This is a genomic window from Metabacillus sp. 22489, assembly GCF_052044855.1.
GTDB classification, from domain to species: Bacteria; Bacillota; Bacilli; order Bacillales; family Bacillaceae; genus Metabacillus; species Metabacillus niabensis.
In genome coordinates, this window is record NZ_JBQENT010000019.1 from 53,840 (window position 1) to 70,440 (window position 16,601).

The window sequence follows — 16,601 nt, forward strand, 5'->3', positions numbered from 1 at the left end:
ATGTAATATGTAATACGTTTATAAATAAGGATAGTTTCATGTTTTTTATAAAAAAGAATACTTTGTGAAGTTTCGTTGAATTACAAAATAAAAAACACCTTGCATAGCAAGGTGTTTTATTATTTTATGATAGCTGTTTTAACACAAGTTTATTAACAAGACTTCCGTCTGCTTTTCCCTTCACCTTGGGCATAAGTGCTCCCATAACTTTCCCCATATCTGCTTTAGAAGTAGCATTTACTTCTACAATTGTTTGTTTAACAATTTCCGATACTTCTTCTTCAGAAAGCTGTTCAGGCATATAATCGACTAAAATATCGATTTCCGCTTGTGTTTTTTCAACCAAGTCCAAACGATCAGCATTTTTAAATTCCTGGAGGGAGTCTTTACGTTGTTTTAATTCGCGAGAAAGAACTGTCAATTCATCTTCTTCCGACAATTCATTTTTACCAAGTTTTATTGCTTCATTTTGCAACGCAGCCTTGACCATTCGAATGACAATTAACTTGTCTTTTTCTTTATTTTTCATCGCTTGTTTCATATCTTGATTCAATTGCTCAAGAAGACTCATAAGTACACCCTCTTTTAGAATTTGCGCTTTCTAGCTGCTTCAGACTTTTTCTTACGCTTTACGCTAGGCTTTTCATAGAATTCGCGCTTTCTTGCTTCTTGTATTGTACCACTTTTAGATACAGTACGTTTGAAACGACGAAGAGCATCTTCAAGCGACTCGTTTTTACGAACGACCGTTTTTGACATTCTCTTTCCCTCCCTCCGAATACAACCAATCGACATCTTTAAATAAAACATGTCTTAAAAGATAACATGTACTTTGCAATTATAATATAACGAATTATTAAGGTCAACTCATATAGTAAAAAGATCCGTGTTAAATGTTGTTTATTTTATATAATTTATTCTTTTGCTCGTATTCAACTGTTTGTATCGATATTTTTTTGCTTTATTTACCTTATTAATAATCTGAATTTGATGTTTCACCTTTTACAATCGATACCCCTGAACTAGCACCAATTCTAGTAGCCCCTGCTTTAATCATTGCTTCGGCACCAGCCGTATCTCTAACTCCTCCAGAAGCTTTTACACCAATTCCTTCTCCGACGGTTTTGCGCATAAGACTAATATCTTCTGTTGTCGCACCACCGGTAGAAAATCCTGTAGATGTTTTTACAAAATCTGCGCCTGCCTTTACTGCAAGTTGACAAGCACGTATTTTTTCTTCCTCTGATAACAAGCTTGTTTCGATAATTACCTTTGTTAATGCTTTTCCTCTTGCTGCATCAACAACAGCTTTAATATCACGTTCCACTAAGTCATCATTTTTATCCTTTAGAGCGCCGATATTAATAACCATATCAACTTCTGTTGCACCCTTTTCAATAGCATCCTTTGTTTCAAAAGCCTTTGTTTCAGTAGTAGATGCTCCTAATGGGAAGCCAATTACCGTACAAACCTTTACGTCACTCCCTTGAAGTAATTCAGCAGCTTTCTTTACCCAGGTTGGGTTAACACAGACAGATGCAAATTGATATTCTTTTGCTTCCTCACAAAGTTGCTTAATTGTAGCGGCAGTTGTATCAGCTTTTAGTGCAGTGTGATCAATCATATTTGCTATATTTACCATATGTATATCTCCTTTCATTAAATAAGATGTCTGACTTCTAACATCTTATCATTAATGGATTCGAAATCCAAGATACTCCACATAAATAAAGGATTGATGATTAATATCACCAATCCTTTATTTACACTTATGAAGATAAACGAACTTGAGATAATGTATCAAATGAATCTTCTACAACTCTAACAAATTGTCCTTCATTATATGGATATCCAGCTTTTGAAATTTTCACTTTCACAATTTTCCCAATCATTTCCTCAGTCGCTTGGAAAACAACTTTTAAATAATTATCTGTATACCCTACAAATAAATCATCATTTTCTTCCTCTTTAAAACGTTCCTCTGGAATCACTTCCAACACTTCATCTTCAAATTTTGAAGCATATTCTTTAGCTAGCTGATCTGATAATTGAATGAGTCGATGTACACGATCATTTTTTATTTCTTCGTCGACCTGATCATCCATTCTTGCTGCAGGAGTACCCGTACGTTTTGAATATGGGAAAACGTGTAGCTCAGAAAATTTATGTTTTTGAATAAAATTATACGTTTCCATAAATTCCTCTTCAGTCTCACCAGGAAAGCCTACAATAACATCAGAAGTAATTGCTAATCCAGGCAATGCCTCTTTTAGGCGTTCAATTCTTTCTGCAAAAAATTCCATTGTATATTTTCTGCGCATACGTTTTAATACCGTATCAGATCCTGATTGAATTGGAATATGAAGGTGTCTAACTACTTTTTTAGAATTCTTTAATACTTCAATGACCTCATCAGAAATTTGGCTAGCTTCAATTGAAGAAATACGTATCCGTTTTAAGCCATCCACTTGCTCCTCTAAGTCACGTAAAAGCATTGCCAAGTTATAATCCTTTAAATCCTCACCATATCCACCAGTATGGATTCCTGTCAATACAATTTCTTTATAACCGGCTTGTACTAATTGTTTTGCTTGTGATACAACTTCCTTCGGATCTCTTGAACGCATTAAACCACGAGCCCAAGGGATTATGCAAAACGTACAGAAATTGTTACAACCCTCTTGGATTTTTAACGATGCTCTTGTACGGTCTGTGAAAGCCGGAACATCAAGCTCTTCGTATACTCTTGTTTTCATAATATTTCGCACACCATTAATTGGTTGGCGTTCCTGTTTATATTGCTCAATATATTCCAACATTTTCACACGGTCTTGAGTACCAACAACTATGTCAACTCCTGGAATTGCCATAATTTCTGCAGGAGATGTTTGAGCATAACAACCCGTTACACAAATAACACCATCTGGGTTTTTCCGGATCGCTCTACGGATAACTTGACGACTTTTCTTATCGCCTGTATTCGTAACAGTACAAGTATTAATTACATATACATCAGCAATTCGTTCAAAATCAGTTCTTTCATAGCCTGCTTCTTTAAACAATTGCCATATAGCTTCTGTTTCATAATGATTTACTTTACAACCTAAAGTATGAAATGCAACAGTAGGCATGTTCTCACCTCGATAGTTCGAAATAATAAGAAACAGCTGATAATAAATATAAAGGGGCTGTTTCAGTTCTTAAAATTCTAGGTCCAAAGCTACAGGTTACAAAACCTATCTCTTCAAGACTTGCTACTTCCTTTTCCGTTAATCCACCTTCAGGACCAAATACAGCGATTAATGATCCACCTTCTTCTAAAGCAGAAAGTGATTTAGCAAGATTTTTACTTTCACCTTGTTTAGCTGTTTCTTCGTATGCAACGATTTTTACATCGTAGTTGTTAGAAATCTCTAATAAACGATTAAATTGCAAAGGTTCAGAAACATCTGGCACCTTATTGCGATATGATTGTTCTGACGCTTCCTTCGCTATCTTTTGCCAACGTTCAAGCTTTTTTTGAACCTTTTTATCTTCAATTTTCACAATAGAACGGGCAGCATTAAAAGGGATAAAGGAAGAAGCACCTAATTCGGTACCCTTTTGTATAATCCATTCAAGCTTATCCCCTTTAGGCAACCCGCTCGCAATGGAAATAGAAACAGGTAATTCACGATTAACTGTCATCCATTCTAATATAAAACAGTTCACTTGATCACTGGTAATTTCAGCAATTTCACATAGAGCTTCATATCCATCTTTTGTACAACATACAATTTTATTCCCCTGTGTCATGCGAAGGACACGTGAAATATGATGTACGTCATCACCAGTTATTTGAATATTAGAGGTTAATTCTGATTTATTATTATTTATAAAATATCTTTGCATGACATTCACCTTAAATAGAAAAATCTATTTTTTCTTTGCAATAAACGCTACCCAATCTTCCATGACCATTGTTTCCTCGATAATAAAACCAGCTTTAAGCAACGCATCTTTTACTTCTTGCTTTTTATTTTGAATAATACCAGAAGTGATAAATGTTCCGTTTACTTTTAGTGTTTCATAGGCTTTATCAATAAACCTAACAATAATTTCGGCAAGAATATTAGAAACGATTAAATCAACAGGTCCCTCAATACCATCTAACAAATTATTTTGTGAAACAGTTACTACATTTTGTACTTTGTTTAACTTACAATTTAAACGTGCACTTTCAACAGCAACCTGGTCTAAATCAAGTGCTACTACCTGTTTAGCACCAAGTAATCCAGCTGCAATACTTAATACACCAGAACCTGTTCCAACATCAATGACTTTATCACCTTTTTTAACTGTATCCTCTAATGCTTGAATACATAGTACTGTTGTCGGATGTGTCCCCGTGCCAAATGCCATTCCTGGATCAAGCTCGATAATAAGTTCGTCTGAACTAACCGGTTCATAGATCTCCCACGTCGGAACGATTGTGAATTTTTCTGATATCTTCACTGGGTGGTAATATTTTTTCCAAGCAGTTGCCCATTCCTCTTCATTTACCTCGCTAATGGTTACATGATTTCGACCTAAATCAATATCATATATTAACAAGTTATTGATGGAATCTTTAATCGCTTCAACCGTCTCTCCTAAGAAGCTGTTTACAGGTAAGTAAGCTTTGATAATTACCCCTTCTTCTGGGTAATCAGTTGGATTTAGTTGGTAGATTTCACCGAGTTCTGTACTTCGCTCTTTGAATAAATCAGCAATATCCTCAATTACGACACCACTAGCTCCTGCCTCATGTAAAATATTTGAAATGGGTTCAACCGCTTCTTGTGTTGTATGGATACTAAATTCTGACCACTTCATATCTACCAACTCTCCAATCTTTATCTATTAATATTCTTATTCACCTTTAAAAGCTCGCTTTACTTTATCGAAAAAGCTTTCTTCATGTTCATCAGGCTTTGATCCGCTTATTTCAGCAAATTCACGCAATAAATCCTTTTGTTTCTCAGTTAGGTTTGTAGGTGTTAATACTCGTAAAATGACGTATTGATCACCCTGTCCATATCCCCGAACATTCGGAACACCTTTTCCTGATAAGCGGAATTTCTTTCCAGTTTGTGTTCCAGCAGGCACTTTTAATTTAACTTTCCCATCTAGTGTTGGAACTTCAATTTCATCACCTAATGCGGCCTGTGCAAACGTTAATGGCATTTCACAGTAAATATCGTCACCATCTCTTTCAAAGAACTCATGCTCTTTCACATGGAAGACGACATATAAATCACCTGGAGGTCCACCATTTACACCTGGTTCACCTTGTCCAGATACACGCAATTGTTGTCCATCGTCAACACCAGCAGGTATTTTCACTTGGATTTTTTTGCGTTTTTTCACTTTACCGGTTCCACGACATGTTCCACATTTATGCTTAATGATTTTGCCTGTACCTTCACAGTGATGACAAACTCGTCGATTTACGATTCGTCCAAAAGGAGTATTTTGTTCAACATTTAATTGACCACTTCCGCCACAATGTGAACAGGTTTCAGGTTTTGTGCCTTTTTGAGCACCTGATCCATGACATGTCTCACATGTTTCTTCCTTTGGTATTTCAATAGTCGTTTCTTTACCAAATACAGCCTCTTCAAAATTGAGAGTCATCGTATATTGTAAATCTGCACCTTGTCGTGGTGCATTTGGGTCACGTCGTCTTGTTCCACCGCCAAAGATTGAGCTGAATATATCTTCAAAGCCAAAACCATCTCCACCAAAGCCAGCACCGCCACCAAAGCCTTGATTTGGATCTGTATGACCAAATTGATCATAGTGGGCTTTCTTTTGGTCATCACTTAATGTTTCATAAGCTTCTTTAATTTCCTTAAATTTATCAGCAGCATCTGCTTCTTTATTTATATCAGGATGGTATTGTTTTGATAATTTACGATAAGCTTTTTTAATCTCATCTTTTGACGCGTTCTTACTTAACCCAAGTACCTCATAGTAATCACGCTTGCTCATAATTTCTCACTCCCGATTTTCTCACATAAGGTAAATTGTATCACTCTCATTAGTCTATTAGCAACTAATTGTTGTTAGAGACCTCTATTTCTTCATCATTCCCTTGAAAAAATCACACCAAAAAAGTCAAAGCCAAGACAAGCCTGACTTTGACTTCTTAACAAGAACAATTATTTATTATCCTCATCTTTTACTTCTTCAAATTCAGCATCGACTACATCGTCATTTGCTTTTCCGCCAGCAGCTTCTCCACCTTGTCCTGCTTGTGCTTGTTTTGCTGCTTCTTCATATAATTTAACAGAAAGCTCTTGTACAATCGTTTGGAGTTCTTCCTTCTTAGCTTTGATTTCATCTAAATCATTTTTTTCAATCGCAGCTTTTAAAGCGTCCTTCGCTTCGTTAGCTTTTGTTACTTGTGCTTCGTCTACTTTTCCTTCAAGGTCTTTTAATGTTTTTTCAGTTGTAAACACTAATTGATCTGCCTCGTTACGAAGTTCAACTTCTTCTTTTCGCTTTTTATCAGCATCTGCATTTTCTTCTGCTTCTCTTACCATACGTTCGATTTCTTCATCTGATAAGCCAGTAGATGATTTAATCGTAATTTGTTGTTCTTTATTTGTTCCTAAATCTTTTGCACGGACATTTACGATACCGTTTTTATCAATATCAAATGATACTTCAATTTGCGGTACTCCACGTGGAGCTGGTGGAATATCAGTCAATTGGAAGCGACCTAATGTTTTGTTGTCTGCTGCCATTTGACGCTCACCTTGTAATACATGAATATCAACAGCAGTTTGGTTATCAGCTGCAGTTGAGAATACTTGTGATTTACTTGTTGGAATTGTAGTGTTACGGTCAATTAATTTCGTAAACACGCCACCCATTGTTTCAATACCTAATGAAAGTGGTGTTACGTCAAGTAATACAACATCCTTAACATCACCAGTGATAACCCCACCTTGGATAGAAGCACCAAGTGCAACGACTTCATCAGGGTTAACACCTTTATGTGGCTCTTTTCCAAGCGCTTTTTTAATTGCTTCCTGAACAGCAGGAATACGAGTAGAACCACCTACAAGAATAACTTTATCAATTTCACTTGCTGTTAAATCAGCATCACTTAACGCTTGACGTACAGGTCCCATTGTTCTTTCAACAAGATCTGAAGAAAGCTCATCAAATTTTGCACGAGTCAATGTAACTTCTAAATGAAGTGGACCTGCCTCACCAGCAGTGATAAATGGTAATGAAATTTGTGTTGATGTAACTCCTGATAAATCCTTTTTCGCCTTTTCTGCTGCATCTTTTAGACGTTGAAGAGCCATTTTATCTTTTGAAAGATCAATACCATTCTCTTTTTTGAATTCTGAAACCAAATAATCGATAATCACTTGGTCAAAGTCATCTCCACCAAGACGATTATCACCTGCTGTAGAACGAACTTCAAATACACCGTCACCTAATTCAAGTACAGATACGTCAAATGTACCTCCACCTAAGTCATAAACTAAAATTGTTTGGTCTTCATCTGTTTTATCTAAACCATATGCTAATGCTGCAGCTGTTGGTTCATTAATAATACGCTCTACTTCTAAACCAGCAATTTTACCAGCGTCTTTTGTTGCTTGACGTTCAGCATCATTAAAGTATGCTGGTACTGTAATAACAGCTTTTGTAACAGGCTCTCCTAAATATTCCTCAGCATAAGATTTTAAATGTTGAAGAATAATTGCGGAAATTTCTTGTGGTGTATAGTTTTTTCCTTCAATTTCCACTTTATAGTCAGTCCCCATATGACGTTTAATCGAAATGATTGTATTAGGGTTAGTAATTGCTTGACGTTTCGCAACTTCACCAACTTGACGTTCCCCATTTTTAAATGCAACAACTGAAGGCGTTGTACGGTTTCCTTCTGGGTTTGGAATAACTTTTGGTTCTCCGCCTTCTAAAACTGCGACACATGAGTTTGTTGTACCTAAGTCGATACCGATAATTTTACTCATTAGAAATGAACCTCCTAAAGTATGTAATGTGATAATTTTTTATTGATTTACCTTAACCATTGCTGGTCGAATCACTCGGTCTTTTAGCTTATAACCCTTTTGCAATTCTTCAATAACTGTATTGGATTCGAAGTTTTCATCCTCTACTTGCATTACTGCTTGATGGATGTGCGGATCAAATTGTTCTCCAACAGATTTGATTGCTTCCACTCCCTCATTTTGCAATGCTTGAATTAGCTGGTTATAAACTATATTCATTCCTTGTAGCAATGATTTTGTTTGGTCGTTATCTGCTTCTATTTGTAATGCTCTTTCAAAATTATCCAGAGCAGGAATAATCTCAGATACTAAACTTTGAGCTCGGTATTTTTGTGCTGCTTCTTGATCAAGTCGAGTACGTCTTCTAAAATTATCAAAATCAGCTTGTGCACGTAATACCTTGTTTTCAGCCTCTTCTAACTTTGCTTCAAGTTCAGCTATTCTTTGTTCTGCAACATTACCAGATTCAGATGCTTCTTCAGTTTCAGTAGTCGTATCAGGATTAACTGTTTCACCTTCCACTTCAACCTCTGCTGCATTTTGTTCTTCAATTACTTCTTCTTGTTCTGCAATATTTTTTTCGTTTGACACAATTGTTCACCTCCTTAAAGGATTTGTTATATTTTTCATTGGTGTTGCTTGCTAAAAACTGCAACGTTCTACGAAAAAGAGTCTTTATGCTCATTAAACAAAGATATCGTTTGTTTGGGATAGAATTTATCTATCCCATCTTTCCCATAATAACCAACGTTATCAGCCATGATACAAATCAGTTAATGTTTTCGACAAATCATGTGCCATGTGATTTAACAAGCTTATAACTCGTGAATATTCCATCCTTGTTGGTCCTAATACAGCTATCGTCCCTAATTGATTATCACCAAGCGAATAAGTTGCAGTAATTAAACTACAATTTTCCATTGCTATATTTTCATTTTCCTTGCCAATTTTAATCGATATTCCTGCTTTATTCGATTGTAAAAGGCCATATAGTTCTTTCTCTTGCTCAATCATTGTAAGTAAGGAACGAATTCTATTGATATCTGAAAATTCTGGCTGGCTTAACATATTCGTTTTACCGCCAAAGTAAATTTTTTCACTTGGATTGACCTTTAGAGTACCAGCCATTATTTTTAGCATCATATCATAATTTTTAATGTGATCCTTTAATACAGAGACAACTTCTTTATAAATCTTGTCTTGTAGTTCAACTAACGGTACCCCAGTTAGCCGTTCATTAAGAATATTGACCATTTTTTCGATATCTGAAGGATCAAGCGTTCCAGGAAAGCTAATAGTCCGATTTTCTACATGCCCTGTATTTGTTACAATAATCGCTACTGCTGTGTCGTTATTAATTGGCACAATTTGAATTCTCTTCAAACGATTTTCTTTCACTTTTGGTCCAAGAACGATCGAAGTATAATTCGTTAATTCCGATAGGATTTGAGCGGATTTCTGAACAACTTTTTCAAGTTCAAATATTTTTTCGGCATAAATTGATTTTATTTGGTTTACTTCTGTTTTTGTCAGCCGTTGCGGTGACAACAGATGATCAACATAATAACGATATCCCTTTTCCGAAGGGACACGCCCTGAAGAACTATGTGTTTTCTCTATAAATCCCAAATCTTCTAAATCAGCCATATCGTTTCTAATTGTAGCCGAACTAAAAGTAATTTCATTTTTTTTCGCTAATGTTCTCGAACCAACAGGCTGAGCTGAGTGAATAAAATCATCAATAATTACTTGTAGAATCAACAATTGGCGATCTGTAAGCAACTATCATCACCTCTGTTAGCACTCTATGTGTGCGAGTGCTAAATATATATAAAAAGTTATCAAAACCTAAATAAATTGTCAATTATTAAATCGTTTCATCCTTAAGAAAGGTTATTTGGAATATTTTTCGAGAATTTTTAGCATAAATACCACATCAACATCGTAACAAGATTATTTCACTATGTCTAACAAGCTTATAAAAAACGCCATTAAGATAGTGACAAAAATTCTTGAAAAACCTCATTCCCTAAAAGCTTTCCATTATGTGTAAGCTTAACTGCATTTTCGCTGTTTGAGATTAACCCTTGTTTCTCCAACTTCATCATTTGTTCACCAAAAATGTCTTCTATTTTAGTGCCATATTTTTTATAAAAAATCGCTTTATCGACACCTGCAATTTTTCTTAGACCAAGAAACATTTCTTCTTCTATTTTTTCCTCTAAAGTTACCTTATGCATACTTTGATAAGCTTGGCCGCTTTGCTTTATTTGTTCAATATATTTTTTTATTGGACCAATATTTGATGTGCGATTTCCATCAATATATCCATGAGCTCCTGCACCAAAGCCATAATAATGCTCATTATTCCAATAGGTAAGATTATGATGGCTTTCAAAGCCTGGTTTTGCGTAATTGCTAATTTCATATTGCTTGTACCCGTGCTTATCCATTTCTTCCATTGAAATTTCATACATTTGCGCTTCTTGCTCTTGTGGTGGTAATGATAATTTTCCCTTTTGCATTAAATTATAAAACACCGTTTTTGGTTCTACTATTAGTGAATAAGCCGAGAAATGCTTCATATTTAATGTGAAGGCTGTTTCTAGTGAAGACTTAAAGTCAGCTATTGATTGTCCTGGCAAGCCATACATTAAGTCAATACTCATATTATCAAAGCCAATTTTTTCTGCAGCATCTATCGTTCGAAAAACATCTTCTTTACGATGAACCCGACCAATTCGCTGTAATAACTCATCATTAAAGCTTTGAACCCCGATACTCAACCGATTAACTCCAGCATTTTTTAGAACCTTTAGTTTATCAAAGGTCAATTCACCTGGATTAGCTTCAACCGCAAATTCAATCAGTTGATTTGACATAATTAATTCTTGATGAATCCCTTCTAATAAGCGATCCAATTGCTTTGTTGTTAACGCAGTAGGAGTTCCACCACCGATAAAAATTGTTTTTAAAGGTTCTCTCGAATGATGCTTTGCAGCATGCATTTCTTTTATAACCATTTCAATATATTCATCTACTGGTTGTTGTTTAAAAAACACTTTATTAAAGTCACAATAGTGACATATATGATGACAAAACGGGATATGGATGTATGCTGATTCTATCATTTATTTTCACCCTCTAATTAAGATGCCGCAGTTATCAGCTGCGGCATTGGTTCCATTCTATTAATAATTAGGACAAGCCTAACTCTCAAGCTTTTTTAGCTTTCGTCCATTCGAAGTACGGCCATAAACGCCTCTTGAGGTACTTCAACCGAACCAACTTGCTTCATCCGTTTTTTCCCTTCTTTTTGTTTTTCTAACAATTTACGTTTACGAGATATATCTCCACCATAACATTTCGCAAGGACGTTTTTACGCATTGCTTTTATTGTCGATCTCGCAACAATTTTTTGACCGATTGCTGCTTGAATAGGGACTTCGAATTGTTGACGCGGAATTAATTCCTTTAATTTCTCAACGATATTCTTCCCTCGGTCATAAGCAGAATCACGGTGAACGATAAACGATAGTGCGTCAATTTTTTCACCATTTAATAATATATCCATTTTCACTAATGAAGAAGCTTTGTATCCAATAAGTTCATAATCAAATGATGCATAGCCTTTTGTATTTGACTTTAATTGATCAAAGAAGTCATAAACAATTTCAGAAAGCGGGATTTCATAATTAATGCTTACCCGTGTTTCATCTAAATATTGCATATCAATAAAAATACCACGTTTTTTCTGACAAAGCTCCATTACTGCTCCAACATAATCGTTTGGTACCATAATTGAGGCCTTTACGTAAGGTTCTTCAATATGGTCTATCTTTTGTGGATCAGGCATATTAGAAGGATTATCAACCTTTAATGTTTCCCCATCTGTTAAGTGAACGTCATAAATAACACTCGGAGCAGTTGTAATTAGGTCAATTTTAAATTCACGCTCAATTCGCTCTTGTATTATTTCCATGTGAAGTAAACCTAAAAAGCCACATCTGAAACCAAAGCCAAGCGCCTGCGATGTTTCTGGTTCAAATTGAAGTGATGAATCATTTAATTCAAGCTTCTCTAATGCTTCTCGTAAATCATTGTATTTTGCTGTATCGATTGGGTATAATCCACAGAAAACCATTGGATTTAGCTTTCTGTAACCCGGAAGTGGTTCTGTCGCGCCATTTTTTGCGTCTGTAATCGTATCACCGACTCGAGTATCACCGACATTTTTAATAGCCGCTGTTAAAAATCCAACATCTCCAACATTAAGTTCCTTTAATTGAACCGGTTTTGGATTAAATACACCTACTTCAGTTACCTCAAACTCTTTCCCAGTGGCCATCATTTTTATTTTCTGACCAACTTTAACAGAACCTTCCATAACTCGAATATATGCAACGACTCCTCGATAAGCATCATATAATGAGTCAAAAATAAGCGCTTTTAAAGGCCCTTCTGGATCTCCTTCAGGTGCTGGTACTTTTTCAACTATTTGCTCTAGTATTTCTTCAATACCAATCCCTGCTTTCGCTGACGCCAACACAGCTTCTGAAGCATCTAATCCAATTACTTCTTCCACTTCATTACGAACACGTTCCGGATCAGCACTAGGCAAATCGATTTTGTTAATGACAGGTAGAATTTCTAAATCGTTATCAAGAGCTAAATACACGTTTGCTAACGTTTGTGCTTCAATCCCTTGTGCAGCATCAACAACTAAGACAGCCCCCTCACATGCAGCAAGACTTCGTGAAACTTCATAAGTGAAATCGACGTGTCCTGGTGTATCGATTAAGTGAAACGTATAGTCCTCGCCATCTTTTGCTCTATATTTTAATTGAACTGCATTTAGCTTTATTGTAATTCCTCGTTCTCTCTCTAAATCCATTGAATCTAGTAATTGATTTTTCATTTCTCGTTGTGTTAAAGCTGATGTCTTTTCTAAAATACGATCAGCTAATGTTGATTTACCGTGATCAATATGAGCAATAATCGAGAAATTTCGGATTTTCGATTGCCTTTTTAGTTTTTCTTCTCTATTCATATCTATTTTCACTCCTACATAGCTTACAAGTACACTATTCTTCATTATATCAATTGCCTTTTCAACATTCAATGAATAAAGTAAGTGTTCAACTCTAGCCATTTAGTTTATTTAGGCTGTTCTTGTAAAATTTGTTGCTTTTAATTGTAGTCGCTATAGTTGAAACTAATTGTGTACTCCCACTTCCGAGGAGCGTAGGAGGGTTACCGAGAATTATGCAGCGTGTATACGCGAATGTAGTCTCAGCTCGTACTTAAAAAGTGTGTATCTGAAGGAGGAGATAAATCTTCCAGTACAGCCTACTGTTTACAAAAGCTGCCAAAATAAAAAACAGAAAGAAATAAGATACTCTTTTTTAAAAAGAAGAACCTTACCCTTCTGCTATTGTTAATTTCGATTAAGTAAAGTTGCTATTGATTCAAGAAGTGATGATACACCATTGCTTACAAGTGTTGCGAATTGTTTTCCGATTTGAGAGAAGAAATTAAATGCCTCTATTTGTTCTAATTGCTCTTGTTTCTCCTGAAGATCTTGGCTAGTAACGTTATTTCCAAGAATTGATGCTTGAACATCTCCTGTTTCATTTTCAACTTGGAAAGCACTTTGAAGGTCAGGATCTTGGTAACCCTTCATTTTAATTATCCCTTGATTAGCATATTGCATCCCTATTAATACACCAAAAAGGAGGATTGTGCATAGAACAAAGCATTTCAACATAAATTTCATCATCTTTCTTCCCTCACATTGTTTTGCAATTATTCTGTAGTTCCAGTCCCATTTACTTTTTCAGCCTGCCAATAGTATTCACTGAAAACATCTGCCACCGCAGCTACTGTATTTTTTAATTCTTCCAAATTATTATCTACTCCACCAAATTCAATAAGCATAGCATTCCCAGAAAGGTCTTGGTTATATACTCCGTTATTTCCTTTTCCACCTTGCTTAAATATCCCTCGGCTTAGTCCTGGATATTTTTTTTGTAATAATTCATGTAGTTCATTTGCAACCTTTTCATTTTTTTCCGCTGATGGATTATCCCTTCCAACGACAAATGCTAATTTTGCGTAAGATTTATTATTTATTGAAATCGTTGTAACGCCTTTTCTTTGAGCGTCACGATGAATATCAATTAAATAATTCAATTCACGATTATTAGCCATTGCACTTTCAACAATTGGTCGTGATGCTGCATACGATTTTGCATAATTCCAGCCTTTTTGCTTTAAATTCGCTTGAATATCCGTCGAATCCACTTGCGCTCCAATTCCTTTCTCTTCAAGCGCTTTACCAAGTAACTCACTTACAATAGTAACATTCGCTTTCGAATGAATTGCCCGATCCGGATCTGTTTCCCCCTCAAGTAAAGGTAAATATGATTCTGTATTATGCGTATTATATATATAGACAACTTTTTTATCTCCAGTTGTAAGACTTGGAGGTGTTTTCGGCTCATCATCTTCTGCATTAACTACTTCATTTTTATCAATCGACGCCTCTCTTTCTTGCTCTAATACCTCAGTTGGTGGCGGTGATTCATATGGCATATTCGTATAGTTTGTCCCATCACCAGCAACAACAATTTCACTATCATATAAAGAAAATCCTGGTAATTCCCTACCTAATAGACTGCGCGGATCGTCAGGATTAATGCTAGTGGCTACTTTAAACATGATTGTAGACAACTTTATTGGCTCCGTCTTTTCCGGTGGTAATGCAGATACAAAATATCGGTTCTCAGCTCCTAATAGTTGTAAAAATGCTTCACTATCAATAGTCTTTGTTAAATCATTGATCGAAGAAGAGGTCAAACGATATTCAGGTTTAAGGGATGTTAAAAAGCCCGAAAGTAAAAAGATCACTAACAGGGTGATGAAGCTTAATACAATTCCTTTTTTAATACTTGTCCCATCCACTGCAACAATCATATTCCGTCTAGTTCGCGAACGCTTCATTCACTGTTAACCTCCTTATGCTAGTCTACTAAATTCTATGAACAAACATAAGGAGATAGAACTCTATCACTATTTTTTCTCTGTAATTTCTCTATCATTTTAAATTTGATAGACTTTCTACTTTTAACATTTTTGACTCTGTTTTGTTGTTTCTTTCAAACATTTTAACCATTCGCTTTCGAGCGTCGGTCCGAGAACCTTCTTGTATTTACCCACTTGTGGGGACACCCTTTGACACGCTACTCTAAGCAGGATTCTCATGTATCGGTTCAACAACAAAGTGTTTATAAATCAACCAAATTCTTTAATATAGCCAACATGTAGAAGCTTTAAAATTTAATGAGTATATGAACCTGCATTTCCTTGATCAACTTGTTGATGAAGTGCAGTATTCAGCCCACTTGCAATTACATTTGCCATGTCATCAATAAAGATATCTACTTCCTTAGGTGTCACCATTAAATTATGTCCTAATGGTGCTAAAACTTCGTGAATAAGTTTTCGCTTTTCATCTTCCTCAAGACCTCCAACAATTCCTAAAAATTGTTTTCGATGTTCATCACTAGGTATATCTTCGTCTGTTAGCACTCTTTTTTCTCCAAACGTCATCCCTGCTGGTGTTAGCGAGCGGGAAGGCTTATCCCCTTCTCTTATTTCTCTGCCAAAATGCTTTAAAATGAAATCAATCGTATCACTTGTTATCGAAACAGCATCAACAACAGTTGGAATACCAATTGCTATTACAGGAATACCAAAAGTTTCTTTACTTAATGCCTTTCTTTTGTTTCCAACTCCCGAACCAGGGTGAATGCCAGTATCAGAAATTTGAATTGTCGTATTTACACGTTCAATTGATCGTGACGCTAGAGCATCAATTGCAATAACAAAATCCGGTTTTGATTGCTCGATTACACCTGAGATAATATCACTTGTTTCAATACCTGTTAGCCCCATAACTCCTGGAGCAATTGCACTAACAGGACGAAATCCTTCTTGAACATTTTCAGGTTGAAGTTTAAATAAATGTCTCGTTATTAATAAATTTTCAACTGCAAGAGGTCCTAGTGCATCCGGAGTCACATTCCAGTTTCCTAAGCCTACAACTAAACAGCTCGCATCTTTTTTTATATTTAGCTCATCTAAAAATTTACTAAATTGCTTCGCAAAAATTTCTATTACTTTTTCTTGAAGCTCACTATCCTTTTGACGAATCCCCTGAACTTCAAGGGTTAAGTATTTTCCTGGTTTTTTTCCAATAATCTTTGCACCTTCATCTTCAATCTCCATTGATGAAAGCTTAACTCCTTCTTCTTCCCATTCCTGCATTATGACTCCCGCTATATTACTAGTGTCATCAGGAGTAACAGTTGGTGTCGTATTTTCCAAAGCCATCGCCCTAGCTTCTACTGCTAAATCTGTACGAACCGAATAATTGCTTAAGTCTAAAGATTTTCCCATTTTCATCCCTCCGATGTTATTCCTGTTAAGTATGGTTACCATTTCTAGAAGGAATCATGCTTAGAAGGGGCAAATGAATTGATT

The 16,601-nt window shown here is 35.7% G+C and carries 15 protein-coding genes; all 15 read right to left on the reverse strand.

Features of this window, described 5'->3' with window-relative positions:
* Positions 1 to 124: 124 nt before the first annotated feature.
* The 15 genes from ACTJJ9_RS12915 to gpr all read right to left on the reverse strand — a co-directional run bounded on the left by ACTJJ9_RS12915 (position 125) and on the right by gpr (position 16,517).
* Positions 125 to 571, reverse strand: a complete 447-nt coding sequence (locus ACTJJ9_RS12915) for a GatB/YqeY domain-containing protein (RefSeq protein WP_095302533.1) — start codon at positions 569 to 571, stop codon at positions 125 to 127.
* A 14-nt stretch (positions 572 to 585) separates the two neighbouring features.
* Positions 586 to 759 (reverse strand): 30S ribosomal protein S21, encoded by a 174-nt coding sequence (gene rpsU / locus ACTJJ9_RS12920; protein ID WP_015595024.1) that lies wholly within the window; start codon positions 757 to 759, stop codon positions 586 to 588.
* Positions 760 to 973: 214 nt separating this feature from the next.
* The gene (deoC, locus tag ACTJJ9_RS12925) at positions 974 to 1,642 is read right to left on the reverse strand and encodes a deoxyribose-phosphate aldolase (RefSeq protein ID WP_145581470.1); all 669 of its coding nucleotides are present in this window, start codon (positions 1,640 to 1,642) and stop codon (positions 974 to 976) included.
* A gap of 127 nt (positions 1,643 to 1,769) precedes the next feature.
* The gene (gene mtaB / locus ACTJJ9_RS12930; RefSeq protein WP_095302535.1) at positions 1,770 to 3,131 is read right to left on the reverse strand and encodes a tRNA (N(6)-L-threonylcarbamoyladenosine(37)-C(2))-methylthiotransferase MtaB; all 1,362 of its coding nucleotides are present in this window, start codon (positions 3,129 to 3,131) and stop codon (positions 1,770 to 1,772) included.
* A gap of 4 nt (positions 3,132 to 3,135) precedes the next feature.
* A complete protein-coding gene (locus ACTJJ9_RS12935; RefSeq protein ID WP_095302536.1) occupies positions 3,136 to 3,891 on the reverse strand; it encodes a 16S rRNA (uracil(1498)-N(3))-methyltransferase in 756 nt (251 codons plus the stop codon).
* Between the two features lie 24 nt (positions 3,892 to 3,915).
* Positions 3,916 to 4,854 carry a 50S ribosomal protein L11 methyltransferase gene (gene prmA / locus ACTJJ9_RS12940; RefSeq protein WP_095302537.1) on the reverse strand — a complete coding sequence of 313 codons (939 nt, stop codon included), beginning with the start codon at positions 4,852 to 4,854 and terminating at the stop codon, positions 3,916 to 3,918.
* Between the two features lie 36 nt (positions 4,855 to 4,890).
* Positions 4,891 to 6,012, reverse strand: a complete 1,122-nt coding sequence (dnaJ, locus tag ACTJJ9_RS12945; protein WP_145581469.1) for a molecular chaperone DnaJ — start codon at positions 6,010 to 6,012, stop codon at positions 4,891 to 4,893.
* Between the two features lie 170 nt (positions 6,013 to 6,182).
* Entirely contained in the window at positions 6,183 to 8,018 is a 1,836-nt protein-coding gene (dnaK, locus tag ACTJJ9_RS12950) for a molecular chaperone DnaK (protein ID WP_095302539.1), read from the reverse strand.
* 39 nt (positions 8,019 to 8,057) lie between these two features.
* Complete coding sequence (gene grpE / locus ACTJJ9_RS12955) at positions 8,058 to 8,648, reverse strand: nucleotide exchange factor GrpE (protein ID WP_145581468.1); 591 nt, start codon at positions 8,646 to 8,648, stop codon at positions 8,058 to 8,060.
* 162 nt (positions 8,649 to 8,810) lie between these two features.
* A complete protein-coding gene (hrcA, locus tag ACTJJ9_RS12960; RefSeq protein WP_095302541.1) occupies positions 8,811 to 9,839 on the reverse strand; it encodes a heat-inducible transcriptional repressor HrcA in 1,029 nt (342 codons plus the stop codon).
* A 209-nt stretch (positions 9,840 to 10,048) separates the two neighbouring features.
* Complete coding sequence (gene hemW, locus ACTJJ9_RS12965; protein ID WP_233452112.1) at positions 10,049 to 11,185, reverse strand: radical SAM family heme chaperone HemW; 1,137 nt, start codon at positions 11,183 to 11,185, stop codon at positions 10,049 to 10,051.
* Positions 11,186 to 11,283: 98 nt separating this feature from the next.
* Positions 11,284 to 13,107 (reverse strand): translation elongation factor 4, encoded by a 1,824-nt coding sequence (gene lepA / locus ACTJJ9_RS12970; RefSeq protein ID WP_145581467.1) that lies wholly within the window; start codon positions 13,105 to 13,107, stop codon positions 11,284 to 11,286.
* 387 nt (positions 13,108 to 13,494) lie between these two features.
* Complete coding sequence (locus tag ACTJJ9_RS12975) at positions 13,495 to 13,836, reverse strand: YqxA family protein (RefSeq protein ID WP_145584859.1); 342 nt, start codon at positions 13,834 to 13,836, stop codon at positions 13,495 to 13,497.
* 26 nt (positions 13,837 to 13,862) lie between these two features.
* Positions 13,863 to 15,059, reverse strand: coding sequence for a stage II sporulation protein P (gene spoIIP / locus ACTJJ9_RS12980; RefSeq protein WP_145584857.1), 1,197 nt, complete (start codon positions 15,057 to 15,059; stop codon positions 13,863 to 13,865).
* A 336-nt stretch (positions 15,060 to 15,395) separates the two neighbouring features.
* On the reverse strand, positions 15,396 to 16,517 hold the full coding sequence (gpr, locus tag ACTJJ9_RS12985) for a GPR endopeptidase (RefSeq protein ID WP_145584855.1): 1,122 nt from the start codon (positions 16,515 to 16,517) through the stop codon (positions 15,396 to 15,398).
* Positions 16,518 to 16,601: the final 84 nt, after the last annotated feature.